Annotated in this window: 18 protein-coding genes and 1 pseudogene; 9 read left to right on the top strand and 10 right to left on the bottom strand. The window is 67.8% G+C overall.

What is annotated here, in order from left to right; translation table 11 throughout:
* Positions 1-542 precede the first annotated feature (542 nt).
* The 3 genes from H4Q84_RS23180 to H4Q84_RS13080 form a co-directional block, all read right to left on the bottom strand.
* Positions 543-1,403: a LuxR C-terminal-related transcriptional regulator gene (locus tag H4Q84_RS23180; RefSeq protein WP_282580236.1), complete on the bottom strand. Its 861-nt coding sequence runs from the start codon at positions 1,401-1,403 to the stop codon at positions 543-545.
* Between the two features lie 832 nt (positions 1,404-2,235).
* Positions 2,236-2,469, bottom strand: coding sequence for a hypothetical protein (locus H4Q84_RS13085; protein WP_248579540.1), 234 nt, complete (start codon positions 2,467-2,469; stop codon positions 2,236-2,238).
* On the bottom strand, positions 2,466-2,729 hold the full coding sequence (locus tag H4Q84_RS13080) for a hypothetical protein (protein WP_248579539.1): 264 nt from the start codon (positions 2,727-2,729) through the stop codon (positions 2,466-2,468). The genes H4Q84_RS13085 and H4Q84_RS13080 overlap by 4 nt, the downstream gene beginning before the upstream one ends.
* A gap of 651 nt (positions 2,730-3,380) precedes the next feature.
* Between H4Q84_RS13080 and H4Q84_RS13075 the strand changes: the two genes are divergently transcribed.
* Entirely contained in the window at positions 3,381-3,977 is a 597-nt protein-coding gene (locus H4Q84_RS13075; protein ID WP_248579538.1) for an MBL fold metallo-hydrolase, read from the top strand.
* Positions 3,978-4,276: 299 nt separating this feature from the next.
* On the opposite strand, the gene H4Q84_RS13070 is transcribed toward H4Q84_RS13075, so the two are convergent.
* Entirely contained in the window at positions 4,277-4,729 is a 453-nt protein-coding gene (locus H4Q84_RS13070; RefSeq protein ID WP_248579537.1) for a hypothetical protein, read from the bottom strand.
* A 726-nt stretch (positions 4,730-5,455) separates the two neighbouring features.
* Here H4Q84_RS13070 and H4Q84_RS13065 point away from each other — a divergent pair.
* Positions 5,456-5,710 (top strand): hypothetical protein, encoded by a 255-nt coding sequence (locus H4Q84_RS13065; protein WP_248579536.1) that lies wholly within the window; start codon positions 5,456-5,458, stop codon positions 5,708-5,710.
* Here the strand turns inward: H4Q84_RS13065 and H4Q84_RS13060 are convergent.
* Positions 5,707-5,886 (bottom strand): hypothetical protein, encoded by a 180-nt coding sequence (locus tag H4Q84_RS13060; protein WP_248579535.1) that lies wholly within the window; start codon positions 5,884-5,886, stop codon positions 5,707-5,709. The genes H4Q84_RS13065 and H4Q84_RS13060 overlap by 4 nt on opposite strands.
* Before the next feature lie 625 nt (positions 5,887-6,511).
* Between H4Q84_RS13060 and H4Q84_RS13055 the strand changes: the two genes are divergently transcribed.
* The 4 genes from H4Q84_RS13055 to H4Q84_RS13040 all read left to right on the top strand — a co-directional run bounded on the left by H4Q84_RS13055 (position 6,512) and on the right by H4Q84_RS13040 (position 10,036).
* Positions 6,512-7,057 (top strand): VOC family protein, encoded by a 546-nt coding sequence (locus H4Q84_RS13055; RefSeq protein WP_248579534.1) that lies wholly within the window; start codon positions 6,512-6,514, stop codon positions 7,055-7,057.
* 25 nt (positions 7,058-7,082) lie between these two features.
* The gene (locus tag H4Q84_RS13050) at positions 7,083-7,433 is read left to right on the top strand and encodes a cupin domain-containing protein (protein WP_248579533.1); all 351 of its coding nucleotides are present in this window, start codon (positions 7,083-7,085) and stop codon (positions 7,431-7,433) included.
* 340 nt (positions 7,434-7,773) lie between these two features.
* Entirely contained in the window at positions 7,774-8,496 is a 723-nt protein-coding gene (locus H4Q84_RS13045) for an alpha/beta hydrolase (protein ID WP_248579532.1), read from the top strand.
* Positions 8,497-9,232: 736 nt separating this feature from the next.
* Positions 9,233-10,036 carry an alpha/beta hydrolase gene (locus tag H4Q84_RS13040; protein ID WP_248579531.1) on the top strand — a complete coding sequence of 268 codons (804 nt, stop codon included), beginning with the start codon at positions 9,233-9,235 and terminating at the stop codon, positions 10,034-10,036.
* 213 nt (positions 10,037-10,249) lie between these two features.
* Here H4Q84_RS13040 and H4Q84_RS13035 read toward each other — a convergent pair whose 3' ends face one another.
* The 4 genes and pseudogenes from H4Q84_RS13035 to H4Q84_RS23330 form a co-directional block, all read right to left on the bottom strand.
* Positions 10,250-11,167, bottom strand: coding sequence for an NAD(P)-dependent oxidoreductase (locus H4Q84_RS13035; protein WP_248579530.1), 918 nt, complete (start codon positions 11,165-11,167; stop codon positions 10,250-10,252).
* A 155-nt stretch (positions 11,168-11,322) separates the two neighbouring features.
* Entirely contained in the window at positions 11,323-12,357 is a 1,035-nt protein-coding gene (locus tag H4Q84_RS13030) for a DUF4082 domain-containing protein (protein WP_248579529.1), read from the bottom strand.
* 101 nt (positions 12,358-12,458) lie between these two features.
* Positions 12,459-12,605, bottom strand: a complete 147-nt coding sequence (locus H4Q84_RS23335; protein WP_349238359.1) for a winged helix-turn-helix domain-containing protein — start codon at positions 12,603-12,605, stop codon at positions 12,459-12,461.
* A gap of 89 nt (positions 12,606-12,694) precedes the next feature.
* Positions 12,695-12,781, bottom strand: a pseudogene (locus H4Q84_RS23330) (hypothetical protein); the annotation flags it as partial.
* A 192-nt stretch (positions 12,782-12,973) separates the two neighbouring features.
* Here H4Q84_RS23330 and H4Q84_RS13020 point away from each other — a divergent pair.
* Entirely contained in the window at positions 12,974-13,504 is a 531-nt protein-coding gene (locus tag H4Q84_RS13020; RefSeq protein WP_248579528.1) for a hypothetical protein, read from the top strand.
* On the opposite strand, the gene H4Q84_RS13015 is transcribed toward H4Q84_RS13020, so the two are convergent.
* The gene (locus tag H4Q84_RS13015; protein WP_248579527.1) at positions 13,488-14,858 is read right to left on the bottom strand and encodes an MFS transporter; all 1,371 of its coding nucleotides are present in this window, start codon (positions 14,856-14,858) and stop codon (positions 13,488-13,490) included. The genes H4Q84_RS13020 and H4Q84_RS13015 overlap by 17 nt on opposite strands.
* Positions 14,859-14,900: 42 nt before the next feature.
* On the opposite strand from H4Q84_RS13015, the gene H4Q84_RS13010 reads away from it, so the two are divergent.
* A complete protein-coding gene (locus tag H4Q84_RS13010; protein WP_248579526.1) occupies positions 14,901-15,293 on the top strand; it encodes a helix-turn-helix domain-containing protein in 393 nt (130 codons plus the stop codon).
* Positions 15,290-15,820, top strand: a complete 531-nt coding sequence (locus H4Q84_RS13005; protein WP_248579525.1) for a PaaI family thioesterase — start codon at positions 15,290-15,292, stop codon at positions 15,818-15,820. Before H4Q84_RS13010 ends, H4Q84_RS13005 begins: the two co-directional genes overlap by 4 nt.
* Positions 15,821-16,023 lie beyond the last annotated feature (203 nt).

Genomic DNA, 16,023 nt, shown 5'->3' with positions numbered 1-16,023 from the left:
GAGCGGCGGGCCCGGGCGAGGGTGGTGGCGCCGGACAGGCCGGCCGCTCCACCACCGATGACAATCACGTCGTAGGCATCCATGTCGTCGAGGATGCGCTGGCGTCATCCAAAATCGACAAGATAGTTTGCTGTTATGGCAAACAACGCGTTTCCCGGGCTCGGCGACCGGCTCCGGTCTCTGCGCCAGCAGCGATCCACGTGCGGGGGTGAAGGGGGGCTGCGTCCTTCCACCCAGATAGACGCACCTGCCGGATGACCGAGACCGTCGCTAGGGCGGGGCCGAGACGTCTGGAAGCGAACCTCAGCGTCGAGCTCGCCCCCCATCTCAGCAAGTGCGCCGACATCCCGGGGGCATGTGATGCCCACCAGGTCGTTCAACCGGGTGATGGGGTGCGCTTGGCAAGAACGCGCCGGTACAACCGACGCATGGATGTTGTGGCTGGAAGGAAGCGCACATATCTTGCCGCTGAGCGGTCAGACGGCTGAACGGGCCACGGGCCGCTGGCGGTGGCTGGGAGGTCCGCCAACCGGCCCCGACCTCTATCTGCGGTGGTACTCCAGCGCCGCGAGCACGCGGCGGTTCACTGTCGGGTCGGCGTACAACCCGAGCTTGGCGAAGACGGTGCTGATCAGCGGTTCGACCGTCTTCACACTCAGGTGCAACTCCTGGCAGATTGCAGCGTTGGTCAGTCCGCGGGCCATCAGCTCGAGGACCTCACGCTCCCGTCGCGTGAGGTGCTTGAGGTGGCCGACAGTCCACTCCCGCTGGACCACTTCCGCCAGCGTGAGCCGTTCCAGGAGCAGGGCCGCCTGGGCGCCCAGATCCTGCATCATCCGCTCCTCGCTGCGCGTAAGAACCGTGACTCCCGGCACGACGAGCGCACCCACGACCTCGTCGCCCGAGCGGACCGGCCAGGCGCGGTCCGGAAGAGCATGCAGCGGGCTCGGCGCGGGGTCGACTTTGGTGTCGGGCCAGACGCCCACGGCGTGCAGCGCCGCCTCGTTACCCATCCACACGGTCGCTCCTGGTGCGTCCAGCGCCTGCGCTGCAGTCCGGGCCAGCGCCGTGGGCAGCCCGATCCGCCCCTGGTCCGCGTCCGTGAGCCAGGACAGGGCGCGGTACCGCGCGAGCACGTGACCGTGAAGGGCCGACCACCCGGCGGCCAGCGGGACCAGCGACACCGTGACCAGCCCCGGCCTCGCCGAGCCCACCGCCATCAGCCCGACTGCGAGCACGACGAACGCGGCAGCGACTCCAAGGAGCAGACCGAGGAGCGGTGCGCGGCTCCGGCCCGCGCGCCAGCGCACCGTAACCGCGACGATCCACGAGAACTGGAGGACGAGGTAGAGCGGATGTGCCAGGACCGGCCAGACCGCCGCAGCCGTCACGATTCCGTTCACCGACGCACTCGACGGGCTCTTCCTGGTCGGCGGGATGGGCCTCACGCTCTGGGCCCTTGGCGTGGTCACCGTGGGTGCCTGGCGGCGGCGGCAGTCCGGCCTGCCGCCGGCATAGGGCTCGGGCATCCACATGCGCAGCCAGCCTAAGACCCGTGCCTGCTGCCTGAGCCCGCAGCCGCTCGACACCGTCGAAGTCCACGGCCGGCAGGGCTGTCAAGACCGCGCGCCTACGGCGGTCAACGGACTCGGGTACATGAATTATCGTCTCTTGAACGGGGCGCGTGGACCGAGCCTCGCCAGACCCGGTCCTGAGGTCAATGAAACAAGTAGCCGCGTTGCGGGTGTCTTCCGTCGAGAACGCCCTCGGGCGAGTCCCGCCCATGGCGTCGCTCGCAACTCGGGTCACCGGCCAGACCACCCTCGACCTGCTCTCGCCGGAAGGGGCGAACAGCTCGGTTGTTCTCCCGCAACCGGATCGTGAACCACACCTGGTGACATCTCAGTGCGAAGACGATGGAGCGAAACAGGCGGAGTGGGACCATCCGGGTGCGTACCAGATGCACCCCATAAGGCCGAACACAGCGGCACCCAGGTCAGCAGCACCGGGACATCGCTACCACGACATCTGAACGCAGGGCCCGAAACCGGGTCTGACCCGCGAGAACGCGCGGCCCCCGCGGAGGATTCCCCGCCGGGGCCGCCGCGCTTCCGAGCCGATCCGGTGCCGCACCCGGCGGCACTCGGCGACCGGGATGGAGGTCGCGGTGACCCGCCGCACCCCCGTCAAGGTGGTCGGCAGGGTGCAGGTGTACGTGACGGCCGTCCCGGCGCGCTAACCGGCTGTCGCGTCGCGGACCACCATGCGGCGTTGGGCGACGTCGACCCGAGAGCGTTCGCAGATGTCGGCGAGGGCCGCGCCTTCCAGCTCGGAGGGCACCTCCAGCTCGCCGGCCTCGTGACCGGGCTCGGTCGCCACCGGCCGGACGACCAGCTCCCCGTCAGCCACGTCGGACGGCGCGGCCGCGACGATGCGGCCCTCGCCGTCGTACAGCACGTGCAGCCTCACGGTGACACCGCCCCGGCCGCCAACCGGACCAGCCCGCCGCCGCCGACGCCGGGGATCATCGTGATCACGATGTCCGTTGACTGATTGAGGTTGTTGTCCGAGTTGGCCGACACCTTCTCGAGCACGACCGTGTCGTTGGCCTGGAAGGGGCGGGCCGAGAAGCCCCAGAAGTTGTCCCGGTCGCCCACGACCATGTTCCACGCCGCGGTGCCGGCGCCCTGCCACACGGGGCTCGACTGCCGGAAGTGAACGGTTGCCACGATCCCTCCTCGCCGTGCCGGGCACGATCCGGCGCTCCGGCCATGCTGGTCTACGGGGCGCCCGGTGTCATGCCCCAAATTGGATCAGCGAGCCGGGCTCGGCCGAGCGGGGCTGCCGTGCCGCATTCGGGGGCGGGTCGGTGGGCGTCACCCGCGGCCCCGCCGACGCGGCAATGCACGGATCTGGCAGCCCTCTGGGTCAAGGCGCGGTTCGAGTGAGGGTCTTCCGGCTGGCTGGTGGGCGGCGTAGCGTCGTTTTCGCGGGTCCGGGAAGTGGCTGATCCGAAGTGTCGATGAGCGGGTGTGAGTCGGCCGCGCTGTAGGCAGGCGCAGCCTCGTGACGTCCCCGACAAGCGCGACCGACGCGATCTGCGTCCTCGCCGGATCGGCCCCTAGGACGGACTCCACGCCCGCCCTCCTCGACCGATGACTTCTGTGCGACTGTGAAGTCGTAGTGCTAGCGGCCGCGCCCAGCGGTGCAACAACATCAAGAGAAACGAGCGAGCATGGCTCCGTTCATGACCATCGGCTATTGCGACCGCCGCGGATACAAGACAAATGCACAAGCTGTCCGCGATGCGTGACCTACGACCCCGGAGAGGGGAGGGGGTGGGAAGCGAGGGCTCGCCGCCGACCGTCACCCCAATTCTCGTGGCCGAGTTGCTCGCCGAGGGCGAGCGAATGCCGGTCTACGTGCACGTCATCGACCATCCCGACGCGCGCGTGCTTGTCGACACCGGGCTGACGCAGCTACACCCGGCGGTGGCCGACATGGATCCACGCCTGATTCCACTGCGCGCGCAGGCCGACTTCGACCTGGCCGGCATCGACATCGTGGTCAATACGCACCTGCACTTCGACCACTGCGGCGGCAACCACCTCTTCACGGGCAAGCCGATCTACGTCCAGCGCATCGAGCTCGACGACGCACGCAGCGAGGACGATTACACGATCCGCGAGTGGGTCGACGCGCCAGGCGTGCAGTACGTACCCGTCGACGGCGAGCTCGAGCTGCTGCCGGGGATCCGGCTCGTCCCGACGCCAGGACACACGCGAGGCTCGCAGGTGGTCGTCGTCGAGGCGGGCGGGCAATCCGTCGTCGTCTGCGGCGACACGGCAGTCTTCCACGCCGAACTCGACGAGCCACGCACCGAAGGCCAGCGGCTGGTCCGCGCGCTCGACCCTGAGGAGGTCTGGCTGTCGCACGAGCACGAGCCGTGGCGGCCGCAGGTTGACCAGCACGGCTGACGTTTGATTCAAGGAACGAAACCACGGATCAGACCCAATGGCCGAACGGCTCCGCACGTCGCCTGTCAGAGGTCCCTCGTCTGACCGAGGTGCGTCTATCCGCCGCGAATGGGTGAGCGATTGGCATCCACTTCAGGCGACGCCGTTGCTTCGCCCACCCACGTCTACCGGGAGTCCAATCCGCGGCCGCTTACCCGCAGGCAAGCCAAGCTCCGCTGGCCCTCGCAACATCTTCAAGGACTCATCCCAGTGCGCCCTTTCTCGGGTGGAGCACCGCGCTGTTACAGGAGTGAGAGGCATCAGGTCACCAAGTCAGATCTCGCCATGTCGAGTGCTCGCTTTATGGTCTGATAAGCGACTTCTTGCCGGCTCCTGAGATCGTCGTGGTTCGGAGCCCGGTTCAACTGTCCGATCTGGCGTCGAGCTCGCGTCAACTCTTCCTCTAGTTCTTGGTTCTTGGTCAGTATCAAAACCTGGCCTATGGCTGACCGTGCCCTCGCATTGGCTCGATAGGCTTCTTGTCGGGGCCCTTCTTCGTCTCGATCAGGTTGTGCTGCGATCCGAGCTTTCGACCGGTTGTAGGTGGCGCGTGCATATTCATAGAGGCTCTCCGAGCATTCGCCGTAAGTGCGCACCTTTGCGTCAAGAATCCGACCCTCACGGTCTACGCGTCGTTGCGAGCGTGCGGTCAACCAAGTCGCTAGGAGGGTGGCCGCCAATCCCATAGCGGCGACGATGACGGTGGCGTCCATGGTTGGACCCTAGGTCACTGCCCGTTGAGCGTGCAGGTTCCGCGGGGACGGACCAGTGCACAGATGACATCGATCATGACCGGTGACCAACACCGCCTCTTAAGTCACAGTCATACCGCCGCGTTCGTGGTCGCCGGCGCCACCTGGTTGCGTTCGCGGCGCATGGTGAGTCGCATGTACCGCGATCCACAGCTGTCCGAGCACGAACAACACGCCACGAGCAGACCAGTCTGCACCTGCTTTGAAGCCGCGATCAGCGCGTGCCGGGGGTCCGACGTCCACTAGTCCAGTAAAGCTGCTTCGCAGCCGGCACTCTGCTCGCCATGCCGCGAGGTCAATGTCGTACTGAGCCTGAAGGCTATCGCGCTCGTCTGCACGCGCTTCCCACGCCCGATGTTCCTTCCTGTGCGCAGCGCGCAGGTCTTGCAGCGTCTGTGCTCGAGAAGCGCCACGTTCGCTCGATTGCCATGGCGCGGACCTGTCAGGTGCAAGAGCAATCTTGCTCTCTCCCAGTCATTCGAGGCGCGCGAGAGAGGTGGTCTGAACCAAGACAGTCCGCAGCCGCCGCAACCACGTGAAGGCGTTGACACCTACGGACTAAGCGAGGACCGTGAAAATGCGGGGGTGTCCGACCATCCTGCCGGAGCGCCACTCCTGGGAGACCGATTCTAGCCGGAGGAGCCCTCATTGGGTTCCCGGTGTCAATTGAAAGCGATGGAGACCAAAATGGAACAAAAGCTGGACAAACAATATGTTGAGAACCACTTGGGTGCTCACGACTACGAGTCCTTTGGGCGCAGCGTTGTTGCAGAGATTCTTGAGGAAGCTCTCGAGCGAACTAGCGATCAAGGTGAATTCGAGGAGATGGACATCGACATCAAAACGACCCTTCGAGCGACATCATCCGGCTGCATTTGGCTGATTATGATCGTGAATGGCAGGCGTGTTCGATTTCATCAGCCGCCCATTATGTCATTCTAGCGCCGCCCAATCGAAGTATTCATCCGGTTGACTTTCTTAAGCATCTCACCGGCTGTCTTGTTCCAGACGAAGCGAGGCGAGCGGTCGTTCCAGCCGTCGATTTGGGGGCGAATCTTGGCGTTGAGGTCCTTGACCGAGGTGAACACGCCGCGGTCGATGGCTTGGCGCTCGATCATCGCCCAACGCGCTTATCCCGGCGCAACTCAGAACATCCGCTCATGGCCCCCCTGTGTCAAGATGCGGCCGGCAGCCCGTGTCGTAGGCTGCTGTCCGGCGGGTCCGGGAAGTGACTTGTCCGAGGAGCCGGCGTGGGATGTGAACCGGTCGCGCTGGAGTCAGAGTCGTGTCCCGTTGTTTCTCCCGAGCCCGTCCCAGGCCTTTGTGGCGTGCGGATGGCGTCGTTGAGCATGGTCTGGAAGACGATGTCGGCCAGTCGACGCTTGACGCAGCGCATCGCCTCCATTGGCGCCTGCTTTCGGCCTTCTTCCGTTCGTACTAGTCCCGGCCAGCGGTGGGGTTGCGGAGTTGGACGCGGGCCATGGGGTGCAGGACGCGGTTGATCTGCCTGTTTCCCGGCGGGGCCGCCAGAGGGCACCGACACTGCCTTGCGTCGCCCACGTGCCGCGTCACTTCCCGGCGGACCCATGAGTGCGTCTTTCCGCCGCGAGAGCAATATGTCGTTCCCGGACGGCAGCTCGATTTCTGGGTTAACCGCAGCTTTCTGCAAGGCTATGTCGAGATTCCAGTCCTGGCTCCGTCCCAGCATCGAATCTGCAAGCCAACTGTTGGAGGCTGGATCCCATGGCACACGTACAACGTTTCGACCACATCGGCATTACCGTCGCGGACCTCGACTCGGTGACCGCGTTCTTCGTCGGGCTGGGTCTTGAGGTCGAGGGCACCGGATCTGTGGAGGGCGAGTTCGTGGAGACCGTGTGCGGCATCCCGGGCGCGCACTGTGAGATCGCGATGCTGCGGCCGCCCGACGGAGGGTCCCGGCTGGAGCTTGCGTGCTTCGTGAGGCCCGACCACGTGCCCGGATCGCCCACAGCAATGGCCAACGAGCTTGGCCTGCGCAACGTGTCCTTCGAGGTCGGCGACCTCAAGGCGGCCGTGGATGCGGTCGGACGGGTACGGACTCGTTGGCGGCATCGGCGAGTACGAGAACAGTGTGCGGATGGCCTACGTGCGTGGGCCCGAAGGGATCATCGTGTCCCTGTTCGAGCAAATCGGCTGACGCGCGTGCGCGTTGACCACGTGTGTCAATCCGGGAAGTGTCTAGTAGCCGCGTCGGCGCCTGCCAGCCTTGCCGTAGCCGTCGAGTTGCGTCGTGCTATGGGCAGTTGATGGCCGCGACTGTCATTCTCTTGACATGAGCCTTGACCCTGCCGTCACCAACCCGGACCACTACGAGGTCGTCTTCGAGAACGAGCGCGTCCGAGTGCTGGAGTACAAGGACGAGCCCGGAGAAAGCACGACGCCGCACCAGCATCCAGACAGTGTGATGTACACGCTGAGCTCCTTTCGGAGACGCCTTGTGTCGGGCGAAGTACTGCGCGAAGTCGAGATGAAGGCTGGCATGGTCGGCTGGCTGCCGGCTCAGCAACATCACGGCGAGAACGTCGGAGACACTCCAACCCACGTGATTTTCGTGGAACTCAAGGAGCCACGAGCGGACCTGACGGGATCGGCGCCAAGCACCGAGCTCGGTCCGCAGCCTTGACTTTCGCGTCCGGCCAAGCCCGGGTCATCGTCTGAATCTGGCCGCGAGGCGGGCCATCGAAGCCGACGTTCACTAGGTGCGTCTAGCCGCCAGTGACGGTTCTCGCCGTAATCGAACTCGATGCGTATCGAGCACCGTTTGAGCGTAGGAGCTGACCGGAAGCCCTCGACAAAGGCATTGGCGGGGCACGACCGCCACGGCTACTCTCGCCGGGGGCCGTGTGAGGACGAGGAGGTGGTACCCGTGAGCATATTTACGTGGGTGCTCCTCTGCGGGGTCACGGTCGGGCAGTAGGTCGTCCGGGAGCGCCGTTCAACAAGCTCTTCCGAAAGGCGCGACCATGCACTTCATTTCTGAACGTCAGCTCGACGACGGCGTCCTCGAACGGCATTTCACTATCGACGAGATCCCCGGCATCCTCTGGACGCCACCCTCCTCACCGGCACCCTTGATCCTGATGGGCCACCCCGGTGGGCTGGGCGCGATGTATCCCCGGCTGGCCGGACGAGCCCGGCGGGCTGCGGTCGACGGCTATGTCACAGCCACTATCGAGCTCCCCGGGAGCGGTGACCGACCCCGATCCGTCGACGCTGAGCAGGCCCGCGCCGACCTGCGCCATGCCCTAGCGGCAGGAGAGCCGGTCGGGGAGATCGTCGACAGGCTGATCCTCCCGCTGGTCGAGCAAGCGGTCCCGGAGTGGCAGACCACCCTGGATGCGCTTCTTGCACTGCCGAACGTCCGAGGGCCGGTCGGGTTCTCGGGCGGCGTTCTCGCCATCGCCATCCGGCTGGCGCTGGTCGAACCGCGCATCGTGGCCGCCGGTCTGTTCGCAGGGAGCTTCGTGTCCCGCTCCATGTTCGAGGAGGCCCGTCAGGTCACCATTCCGCTGCACGTCCTGCTGCAGTGGGACGACTGCGGGAACGACCGGCAAATGGCACTGAACCTGTTCGATTCCTTCGGCTCCCTCGAGAAGACGCTGCAAGCCAACATGGGCGGACACACCGGAGTCCCGCCTTTCGCAGGAGACGACGCCGCCAGGTTCTTCACCCGACACCTGACGTAACGCCAGACCCTGCGTCATTCCGCAGCATCTGACGCTCGAGCGAACGCCTGTTAATGTCGGATGCTTCGGCGCGCGAGAGTCCGTGCGGAGATCGCTCCGTTAGGCACGTCGCAGTTCCCCGATGAGCAAGGAGTCGGCGACACCGATTGGGCAAGCCCAGACTGCGCGACCGTGTTCGACGACGGGTCGCTGGGGATGGTTGGCGGGGTGCGCCTCGCAGACCGGCCAGTTGGTAGGTCTGCCGAGACGAGCGAGTTCTTCGACTGCCCATTCTTGGACTTGGTCGGCCAAGTGTGCGAGGGCTTGGTCGGCAGGCAGTCTCAGGTCCAACCACACCCCCATGCCGCTGTGGTCGGCTGCGAACAACTCGAGGGACTCCGACGGGGCCCAGATCTGCCACGTGCTCGGCTCAACGCGCGGCAGCGGGACACCTCCCGCGGCCAGGTCATCGAGAATGCGGCCGAGCGCCTTGTCGATCGCACGCGTCATAGGAACAGTGTGCTCGCCCTCCGCGACCCAGTCGCGATACGCGATCCGAGCGTCGAGAGAGTACGCCACATCCACCGCGATCGACTCTGGCTCCGTGCTCGCTGTCGTCCGAGCATTCACCGGATCCGCTGTGCGCGCTCATCGAAGTCATGCAGGTGATCGACGTTGCCGTCAGGCCTCGCATCCAGCGCCAGGTGTCGCGATGGCTCGCTCGGCAGCGACACCGGCTCGGCCCGAGTACCTTGCGATGGTGGAGTTTGTCGAGGCGGGCGGGCTCAGGATCGCCTACGAGCGGGTCGGTGAGGGGCCGCCCTTGGTCTTTGTCCACGGCGCGGCCGAGGACAGCCGCATCTGGGAACCGCAGCTTGCCGGTCTGGCCGACGAGTTCACGGTCGTCGCATGGGACGAGCCAGGGGCTGGCCGGTCCTCCGACCTCCCGGAGCGCTTTGGCCTGGTGGGCTATGCGGATGGGCTTGCAGTGCTGCTCAAAGCGCTTGGGCTCGGGCCCGCCCACATCGCTGGCCTGTCCTGGGGTGGCACGGTGCTGCTCGAGCTCTACCGCCGCCATCCTGGGCTCGTCGCGACCCTGATCATGATCGACACCTACGCCGGCTGGAAGGGATCGCTGCCCGCAGACGAGGTACGAGCGCGGGTTGCGGGCGCGCGCAAGATGCTCGCCGCGCCGGATGGGGAGTTCGACCCCACGCTTCCCGGACTCTTCGCCAACGATCCGCCGGCGAGATTTGTGCCTCTGCTCGCCGCCATCGCCGCCGACGTCCGCCCGGCCACCCTTGAGCACGAGTTGGCCATCATGGCCGAGACCGATCTAAGCGACCTGCTGCCTCACATCGCCGTCCCCACGCTGCTGATCTGGGGACAGTACGATGCGCGCTCGCCACTCGTCGTCGCGCGCCAGTTCGAGGAGGCGATCCCGGATCCGACACTCGTCGTGATCGAGGGCGCAGGCCACATGAGTAATCTCGAGCGTCCCGAGCGGGTGAACGACGCCGTGCGCGACTTCTGTCGCGCCCACCCGCCGGGCTCGGGCTAGGTGTGGCGGATCATGACGTTGTTGACCCGCCTCAACGAACGGATGTGAGCACGCTCAGTCGCCGCCTCGTCCTGCGGAGCTCGGCTTGTCGGGCGTCGAGCTGGCTGGCCAAGGCGTCCAACTCAGCCGATCTGACCGAGCTTGGATGGCGAAGATCTCCGGGCGGCCGATGCATCGGACCCGAATCAGCCCCGCACGACCGCGTGGCGGCCATCAGCCCGACGGCTGCCTGCGCAACCCCGCATCGATCTCCGCCAGCGCGTCAGCGAGCTCCACGCGCGGCACCCACCCCCACCCGCGGGCCCGATCAGCCAGGATCTGACCCGTCCACGCAGGCGCGTCATCCCACACCGGCTCGACACCGAGCGCGCCAGTGACGGTCGAGTGGTAGTCACGGACCGTGGCCGGCCCCGCGGCGACGTTGGCAGGGGTGCAGGCGCCAGCGACGGGTCCGGTCGACGGGTCGGTCGAGGCCGCCACCCGGCCGGACGCGATGTCGGCGGCGAAGGTGGCGAGGTCGGTGACGTGGACCCACGCGAAGGTCTGCTGCGGCAATGCGCGACGAGCGCGTTCCTTCTCGCGGATGGCCGCGGGGCGCAGCGTGTTCCAGACCGAGGTCTCGCCGGCGCCCAGGATCGCGGGCGGCCGCAGGAGCACGCGGGTGATCCCGTCGACTTCGGCCAGGGCAGCGTCGGTGTCGCGCTTGGTGACGGCGTAGTCGCCGGCGGCGTCGTCCACCAGCGCCGACGTCTCATCCACGTCGCCGACCCCGGGGCTGCGGTCGTAGACGCCCGCGGTCGAGATGTGGACCAGGCGCTCGACGCCGGCTGAGGCCGCTGCGCGGGCGATGACCGGCGTGCCCTCGACCGCGATCCGGTGCTGGGTCTCGAGGTCGCTGGCCATCGGGTGCACCGTCGTCACGACGGCGTACGCACCATCGACCACGGCCGCGGCGAAGGCAGGGTCGAAGAATTCGCCGACCCGTTCCTCGACACCGACGAGATCCGGGGCGGTGCCGGCGCGTCGTACGACGGCGCACACGCTCGCGCCGCGCTCGACCAGGGTCGCGCAGATGCGGGAGCCGACGAGGCCGTTGGCGCCGGTGACCACGACAACAGGAGAAGAGTTCATGCGGCCACGATGGCACGCGCCTCCGCAGCCCGTTGAAGACCCAGGCGGACACGCTCCACAGGACGATGCCGGCGTGCACCCGTTGCGCAGGGCGCAGGTGGGTCAGGGCGGGGGCAGAACGTGTACGGGTCCAGTCCGGGACGCGGGACGGAAGGTCACCTCGTCCGGAACGTCCAGCGCGCCTGCTGCAGGCCGGACTTGGTCGGGTTCTGGTCGAGCCGGTTGTCCGCGAGGTCGCGGACGTCGCTGGAGATCACGACGCGGTACGCCGTCGCGCGACGCAACGCGGAGCGTGGGTTCAGCACGACCCGGTGCGCCTTCGCGTCGTACCGAATCTTCGTCGCCACGAGCTTGGTGCTGCCCTTGCGCAGCAGCCGGACGGTCGAGGACGTGAGCCCCGTCGAGCGCACCGCCTCGGAGAACGTCGCCGTCACGTTCACTCCGACCTTGACACGCCTCGCACGGTTGCGAGGCGTCATGGTCGCCACCACGGGGGCCTTGTTGTCGGCCGTCGGCTTGGTGGCGTCGGTCGTGGGGCCGACAGTCGAGCCGTTGGTGCCGCCGCCGGGCTCCTGCCACAGCGGCGTCACCCAGTACGCCGAGTCCCGGTAGCCGCGCACGGGAAAGGAGCCACACTCTGCGTCGTCGTAGCAGTGGACGCCGTTGGGGTCGGCGTCGACCGAGCGAAGCGCCGTGATCGGCCCCACGGTCCGCCCCGACTTCGCGAAGTATCCGTAGCTGAACGCGTACTTCGTGCCGGGAGTGAAGTACGACGCGACGTAGGTCTTGCCGGGCGCGATCGTCACCGGATGGGCGAAGCTCATGTCCTGCCACCCGTTGCCGCTGCGGGCAGCGAAGGTGCCCCTGGCGAGCAGGGTCCCGGCGGAGTTCCACAGCGACCCCGGCACGGTGGCGGGCTCGGCGCGGTAGATCCGGATGCCGGTGATCGACAGCTCCCGCGAGGACTGGAACTTCACACCGACCTCGAGACCGTTCCTGGAGTCGTTGGCGACGCAGAAGCCGTTCTCGTCCAGCGACCATTTTCCGCAGTCGGCCGAGGTCTGTTGCGCGGCGAAGCCGGTCGGCCACAGCCCGGTCGGCTCGGCCTTGCCGACGGCGGCCGGCGAAGCGAACCCGACCGACGCCAGTGCCACAGCGCATAACGCTGCCACGATGCTCTTGAACCCCATGTCGTGCTCCCCATGTCGAACGTTGCCGTCCTCAGCACTGCCCCTTTCGTGAAACTGTACGTGCACAGCCCGGGAGCGGAAGACCCAATTTTGGGGACCTCTCACGGTACGAGGGTGTATCCGAGCCCGCTCGACGTCACCAGATGCCGCGGATGCGACGGGTCGTCCTCCAGCTTGCGGCGCAGCTGGGCGGCGTACACGCGGAGGTAGTGGGACTCGTGCTCGTACGTCGGGCCCCAGACCTCCACGAGGGCCACCTCAGGCCCGGCCTGCTGGCCGTGACGTAGTCGTCGGCGCCGAGGTCGAGTGCCTCGACCTTGTCCTCGCCGTTCAGCCGCGCCGACAGGACCACGATCGACACCGCGCTCCAGCCGCGCAGGCCGCTGATCACGTCCGTGCCGTCCGTGCCGTCCGTGTCGGGCAGGCCGAGGTCGAGGAGTACGACGTCGGGGCGCGTTGTCGCTGAGGCCGAAGAGGATCAGGGTCAGAAGCACAAAGAGAACGTCATCCACGAGGCCGTTCTGTGCCCGTGTGGGTGCGCCGTTGGTCGCCCTTGACGGTCTCTTGATGGTGTCGGCCGACATCCATACGGAGTCCGTACGGCTAGCGTCGGAACATGACCTCCGTGCGCCCGACCCCCGCCGAGGTCGCGGCCGCCCTGCCCGGTGACGACCGCCTCGACGCCGACGTGGTGATGGACCGTGCCTTCTCCCTTGCCGCTCCGCCCGATGTGGTCTGGCCGTGGGTCCTGCAGCTCGGTAGGCAGCGGGCGGGGTGGTACTTCCCCCGCTCGGTCGAGCGGTTCTTCCCGCACAGGCGTCGGGGTACCCGGTGGATCGACCCGGCCTTGCAGCAACTAGCGGTCGGCGACGTCGTGCCCGACTGGGGCGGCCGCGACGAGACCCTGACGGTGCTGGCCGTCGCCGCGCCGTACTCACTGCTCTATGGCACCCAGCGCGACAACATCGAGATGACCTGGTCGCTGGTGCTCACACCGGCCGACCGCGACACCAGAGTGCACTCGAGGGTCCGGCTGGCCGGGGTGCGGCGCCGGTGGCTCGCTGAGTACGGCGGCGGGTTCTTCGACTGGCTCACCATCGCCGGCCTGGCGGGCGGCCTGCGCGAGCGGGTTACCCGCGCCCCCTGAGCCCGGCCCCCGCAATCGCGCCTGCACCGAGCAGGGTCAGAGCCGTGGAGACGAGTACGGCGGCGTTCCAGCCGTCGATGATGCCGTTACCGGCGTGCGTGGCCACCGTGACGAACAGCGTGATGCCGACGGCCGCGCCGAGGTAGCGGGCGGTGTTGTTGGCGCCGCTCCCCATCGCGGCCCGGTCGGGCGGCACGCTCGCGACCGCCTCGCGGCCGAGCACGGCGTTGAGGATCCCGGTGGTGATGCCGCTGACGAACATCGGGATGGCGAGTCGCCACGGGTTCGAGTCGGCGGCGAGGCCGTAGCCGCACGCCTGGCCGATGGCGACGCCGACGAGCAGTACCGCGATCGGGAACGGACCTTCGAGCGGGTGCGGCAGGTGGCGGACGAGCATCGAGGTGACGACGCTCGTGCCCGCCCACGGGACGATGAGCAGGGAGGCCGTCCAGAGGCTGCTGCCGAGGCCGACCTGCGCGACCGTCGGCACGAACGACGACATCCCGATGATGCCGAAGCCCAGCACCATCGAGCCCATGGTGGCGCCGCGGAACCGCCGGTTGCCGAGCAGGCCGGGGTCGAGCAGCGGAGTGCGCACCCGCGCCTCGACGAGGATGAACCCGACGAAGGCGAGCACGGCCAGGACCGTGAGTACGACGGTGGGGGAGTCGATGCCGCTGCGCCCCTGGGTGAGGGCCGAGACGACGAGCGTGATGGCCGAGGCGAGAAGCGTCAGGCCCGGTACGTCGATGGCCCGGGCGTGCGCCGCCGACGACTCGAGCAGCCCGCGCAGCGTGGGGATGAGCAGGGCGAACGCCAACACGGCCACCGCGATGTACGTCTCGCGCCAGCCGCTGCCGATGTCGAGCGCTGCCGCGAGCACGCAGCCGGCCGCGACGCCGAGGCCTACGCTCGCGCCCCAGACCGAGGTGGCGTGCACACGGGCGGGTCCGGGCGCGAAGACGTGCGCCAGTAGGGCCAGCCCGCAGGCGAGGATCGCGCCGCCGCCCACCCCTTGCAGCACTCGGGCGGCCACGAAGAGCATCGGCTCCTGGGCGACGGCGCAGATGAGCGAGCCGAGTCCGAGCGCGGCCAGCCCGACGACGTACACGCGACGGCGGCCGAAGGTGTCGCCCAGCACGCCGGCCGCGAGCAGCGCCGCGGCCAGGCCGACGCTCATCGAGCTGAGGATCCACGCGCGGGCGCCCGAGCCGGCGCCCAGGTCGGCGGCGGTCGCAGGGATCGTCGCCATCGGGGTCACGTAGGTGACGAGCACCAGCGCGGTGCCGAGAGAGACCAGCGGCAACAGCGCCCGACCAGTTGCCGTGCTGATAGGTTTGACATTCAAACTCATACGTCGCACGCTAACACCCAGCGACGAGGAAAGGAACGGACCGTGTCCACCATCACCCTGGCCGAGCTGCCCGGCCGGCCGTGCCCGATCGCGGCGTCGCTCGAGGTCGTGGGCGAGCGCTGGTCGCTGCTCGTCGTACGCGAGATCAGCCTGGGCAAGACCCGTTTCACCGACATCGTCCGCGGCACGGGCGCCCCCCGTGACCGCGTCGCCGCCCGGCTGCGCGCGCTCCAGGAGGCCGGCGTCATCGAGCGCGTCGCCTACTCCGAGCGGCGCCACGACTACCTGCTCACGGAGTCGGGCCGAGCCCTCCTCCCGGTGCTGGACGCCCTGCTCGCGTGGGGCAAGGTGTACGCCGTCGCGGCAGACGACCCGGACCGCGACCGCTACCTCACCGTCCGATACCCGACCACACTTCCTCAGGAGACCCGATGACCGCCGCCGCCCGCGACACCTCCCCCGAGGGCTGGGGCGAGGAACGCTCCCGCACCGTCACCTGGCACGACCCGATGGTCGGCGCCAGCCAGGGTCTGGCCCGTTCCGGGATCGACTACATCCACGCGATGATCGACGGCGAGCTGCCACCGCCCCCGATCTCCGGGCTGATGCAGCTGGAGATCGTGTCGGCCACGCCGGGCCACGTGGTCTTCACCTGCCTCCCCGACGAGTCGTCGTACAACCCGATCGGTGCTGTGCACGGCGGCCTGGTGTGCACGCTGCTCGACTCCGTGGCCGGCTGCGCGCTGCACAGCACGCTCCCACAGGGGCGCGGCTACACGTCGGTCGAGATCAAGGTGAACTACCTCAAGGCCGTCCGCGCGACCAGTGGGCTCCTCACCGCCACCGGGACCGTCGTCAGGGCCGGCTCGCGGGTCGGCTTCACCGAGGGCGTGGTCACCGACGAGTCCGGCGCCATCGTGGCCACCGCGACGAGCACGTTGCTGGTCTTCGACCTCCCCTGAGGGCCTGCAGCACCCATGTGATCGGCAGATGATCGATCACTCGGCATCAACTGCGCTGACCTGGCTGCCTCGAAGGAGTTGAACGACGCGGCGCTGGCCACGCTTGGCCACTCCCGCCAGCTCGACGTCGAGGTAGCAGTCGGCTACGACCCCGACGGCAAGCCCGACTCCTGGATCGGCTCGTTGGCGACCCCGACGACAAC

This window comes from Nocardioides sp. InS609-2, assembly GCF_023208195.1.
GTDB lineage: Bacteria > Actinomycetota > Actinomycetes > Propionibacteriales > Nocardioidaceae > Nocardioides.
Note: the sequence above shows the minus strand (reverse complement) of the source record. Positions and strands in the feature narration are given on the sequence as shown.

Bases quoted from the DNA above. Each gene is read 5' to 3' on its own strand.
- H4Q84_RS13020 (WP_248579528.1), top strand. From the start codon at position 12,974: ATGACCTCCGTGCGCCCGACCCCCGCCGAGGTCGCGGCCGCCCTGCCC.
- H4Q84_RS13060 (WP_248579535.1), bottom strand. From the start codon at position 5,886: ATGATCGAGCGCCAAGCCATCGACCGCGGCGTGTTCACCTCGGTCAAG.
- H4Q84_RS13040 (WP_248579531.1), top strand. From the start codon at position 9,233: ATGGTGGAGTTTGTCGAGGCGGGCGGGCTCAGGATCGCCTACGAGCGG.
- H4Q84_RS13070 (WP_248579537.1), bottom strand. From the start codon at position 4,729: ATGGACGCCACCGTCATCGTCGCCGCTATGGGATTGGCGGCCACCCTC.
- H4Q84_RS13005 (WP_248579525.1), top strand. From the start codon at position 15,290: ATGACCGCCGCCGCCCGCGACACCTCCCCCGAGGGCTGGGGCGAGGAA.
- H4Q84_RS13055 (WP_248579534.1), top strand. From the start codon at position 6,512: ATGGCACACGTACAACGTTTCGACCACATCGGCATTACCGTCGCGGAC.
- H4Q84_RS13035 (WP_248579530.1), bottom strand. From the start codon at position 11,167: ATGAACTCTTCTCCTGTTGTCGTGGTCACCGGCGCCAACGGCCTCGTC.
- H4Q84_RS13015 (WP_248579527.1), bottom strand. From the start codon at position 14,858: ATGAGTTTGAATGTCAAACCTATCAGCACGGCAACTGGTCGGGCGCTG.
- H4Q84_RS13065 (WP_248579536.1), top strand. From the start codon at position 5,456: ATGGAACAAAAGCTGGACAAACAATATGTTGAGAACCACTTGGGTGCT.
- H4Q84_RS13030 (WP_248579529.1), bottom strand. From the start codon at position 12,357: ATGGGGTTCAAGAGCATCGTGGCAGCGTTATGCGCTGTGGCACTGGCG.
- H4Q84_RS13050 (WP_248579533.1), top strand. From the start codon at position 7,083: ATGAGCCTTGACCCTGCCGTCACCAACCCGGACCACTACGAGGTCGTC.
- H4Q84_RS13045 (WP_248579532.1), top strand. From the start codon at position 7,774: ATGCACTTCATTTCTGAACGTCAGCTCGACGACGGCGTCCTCGAACGG.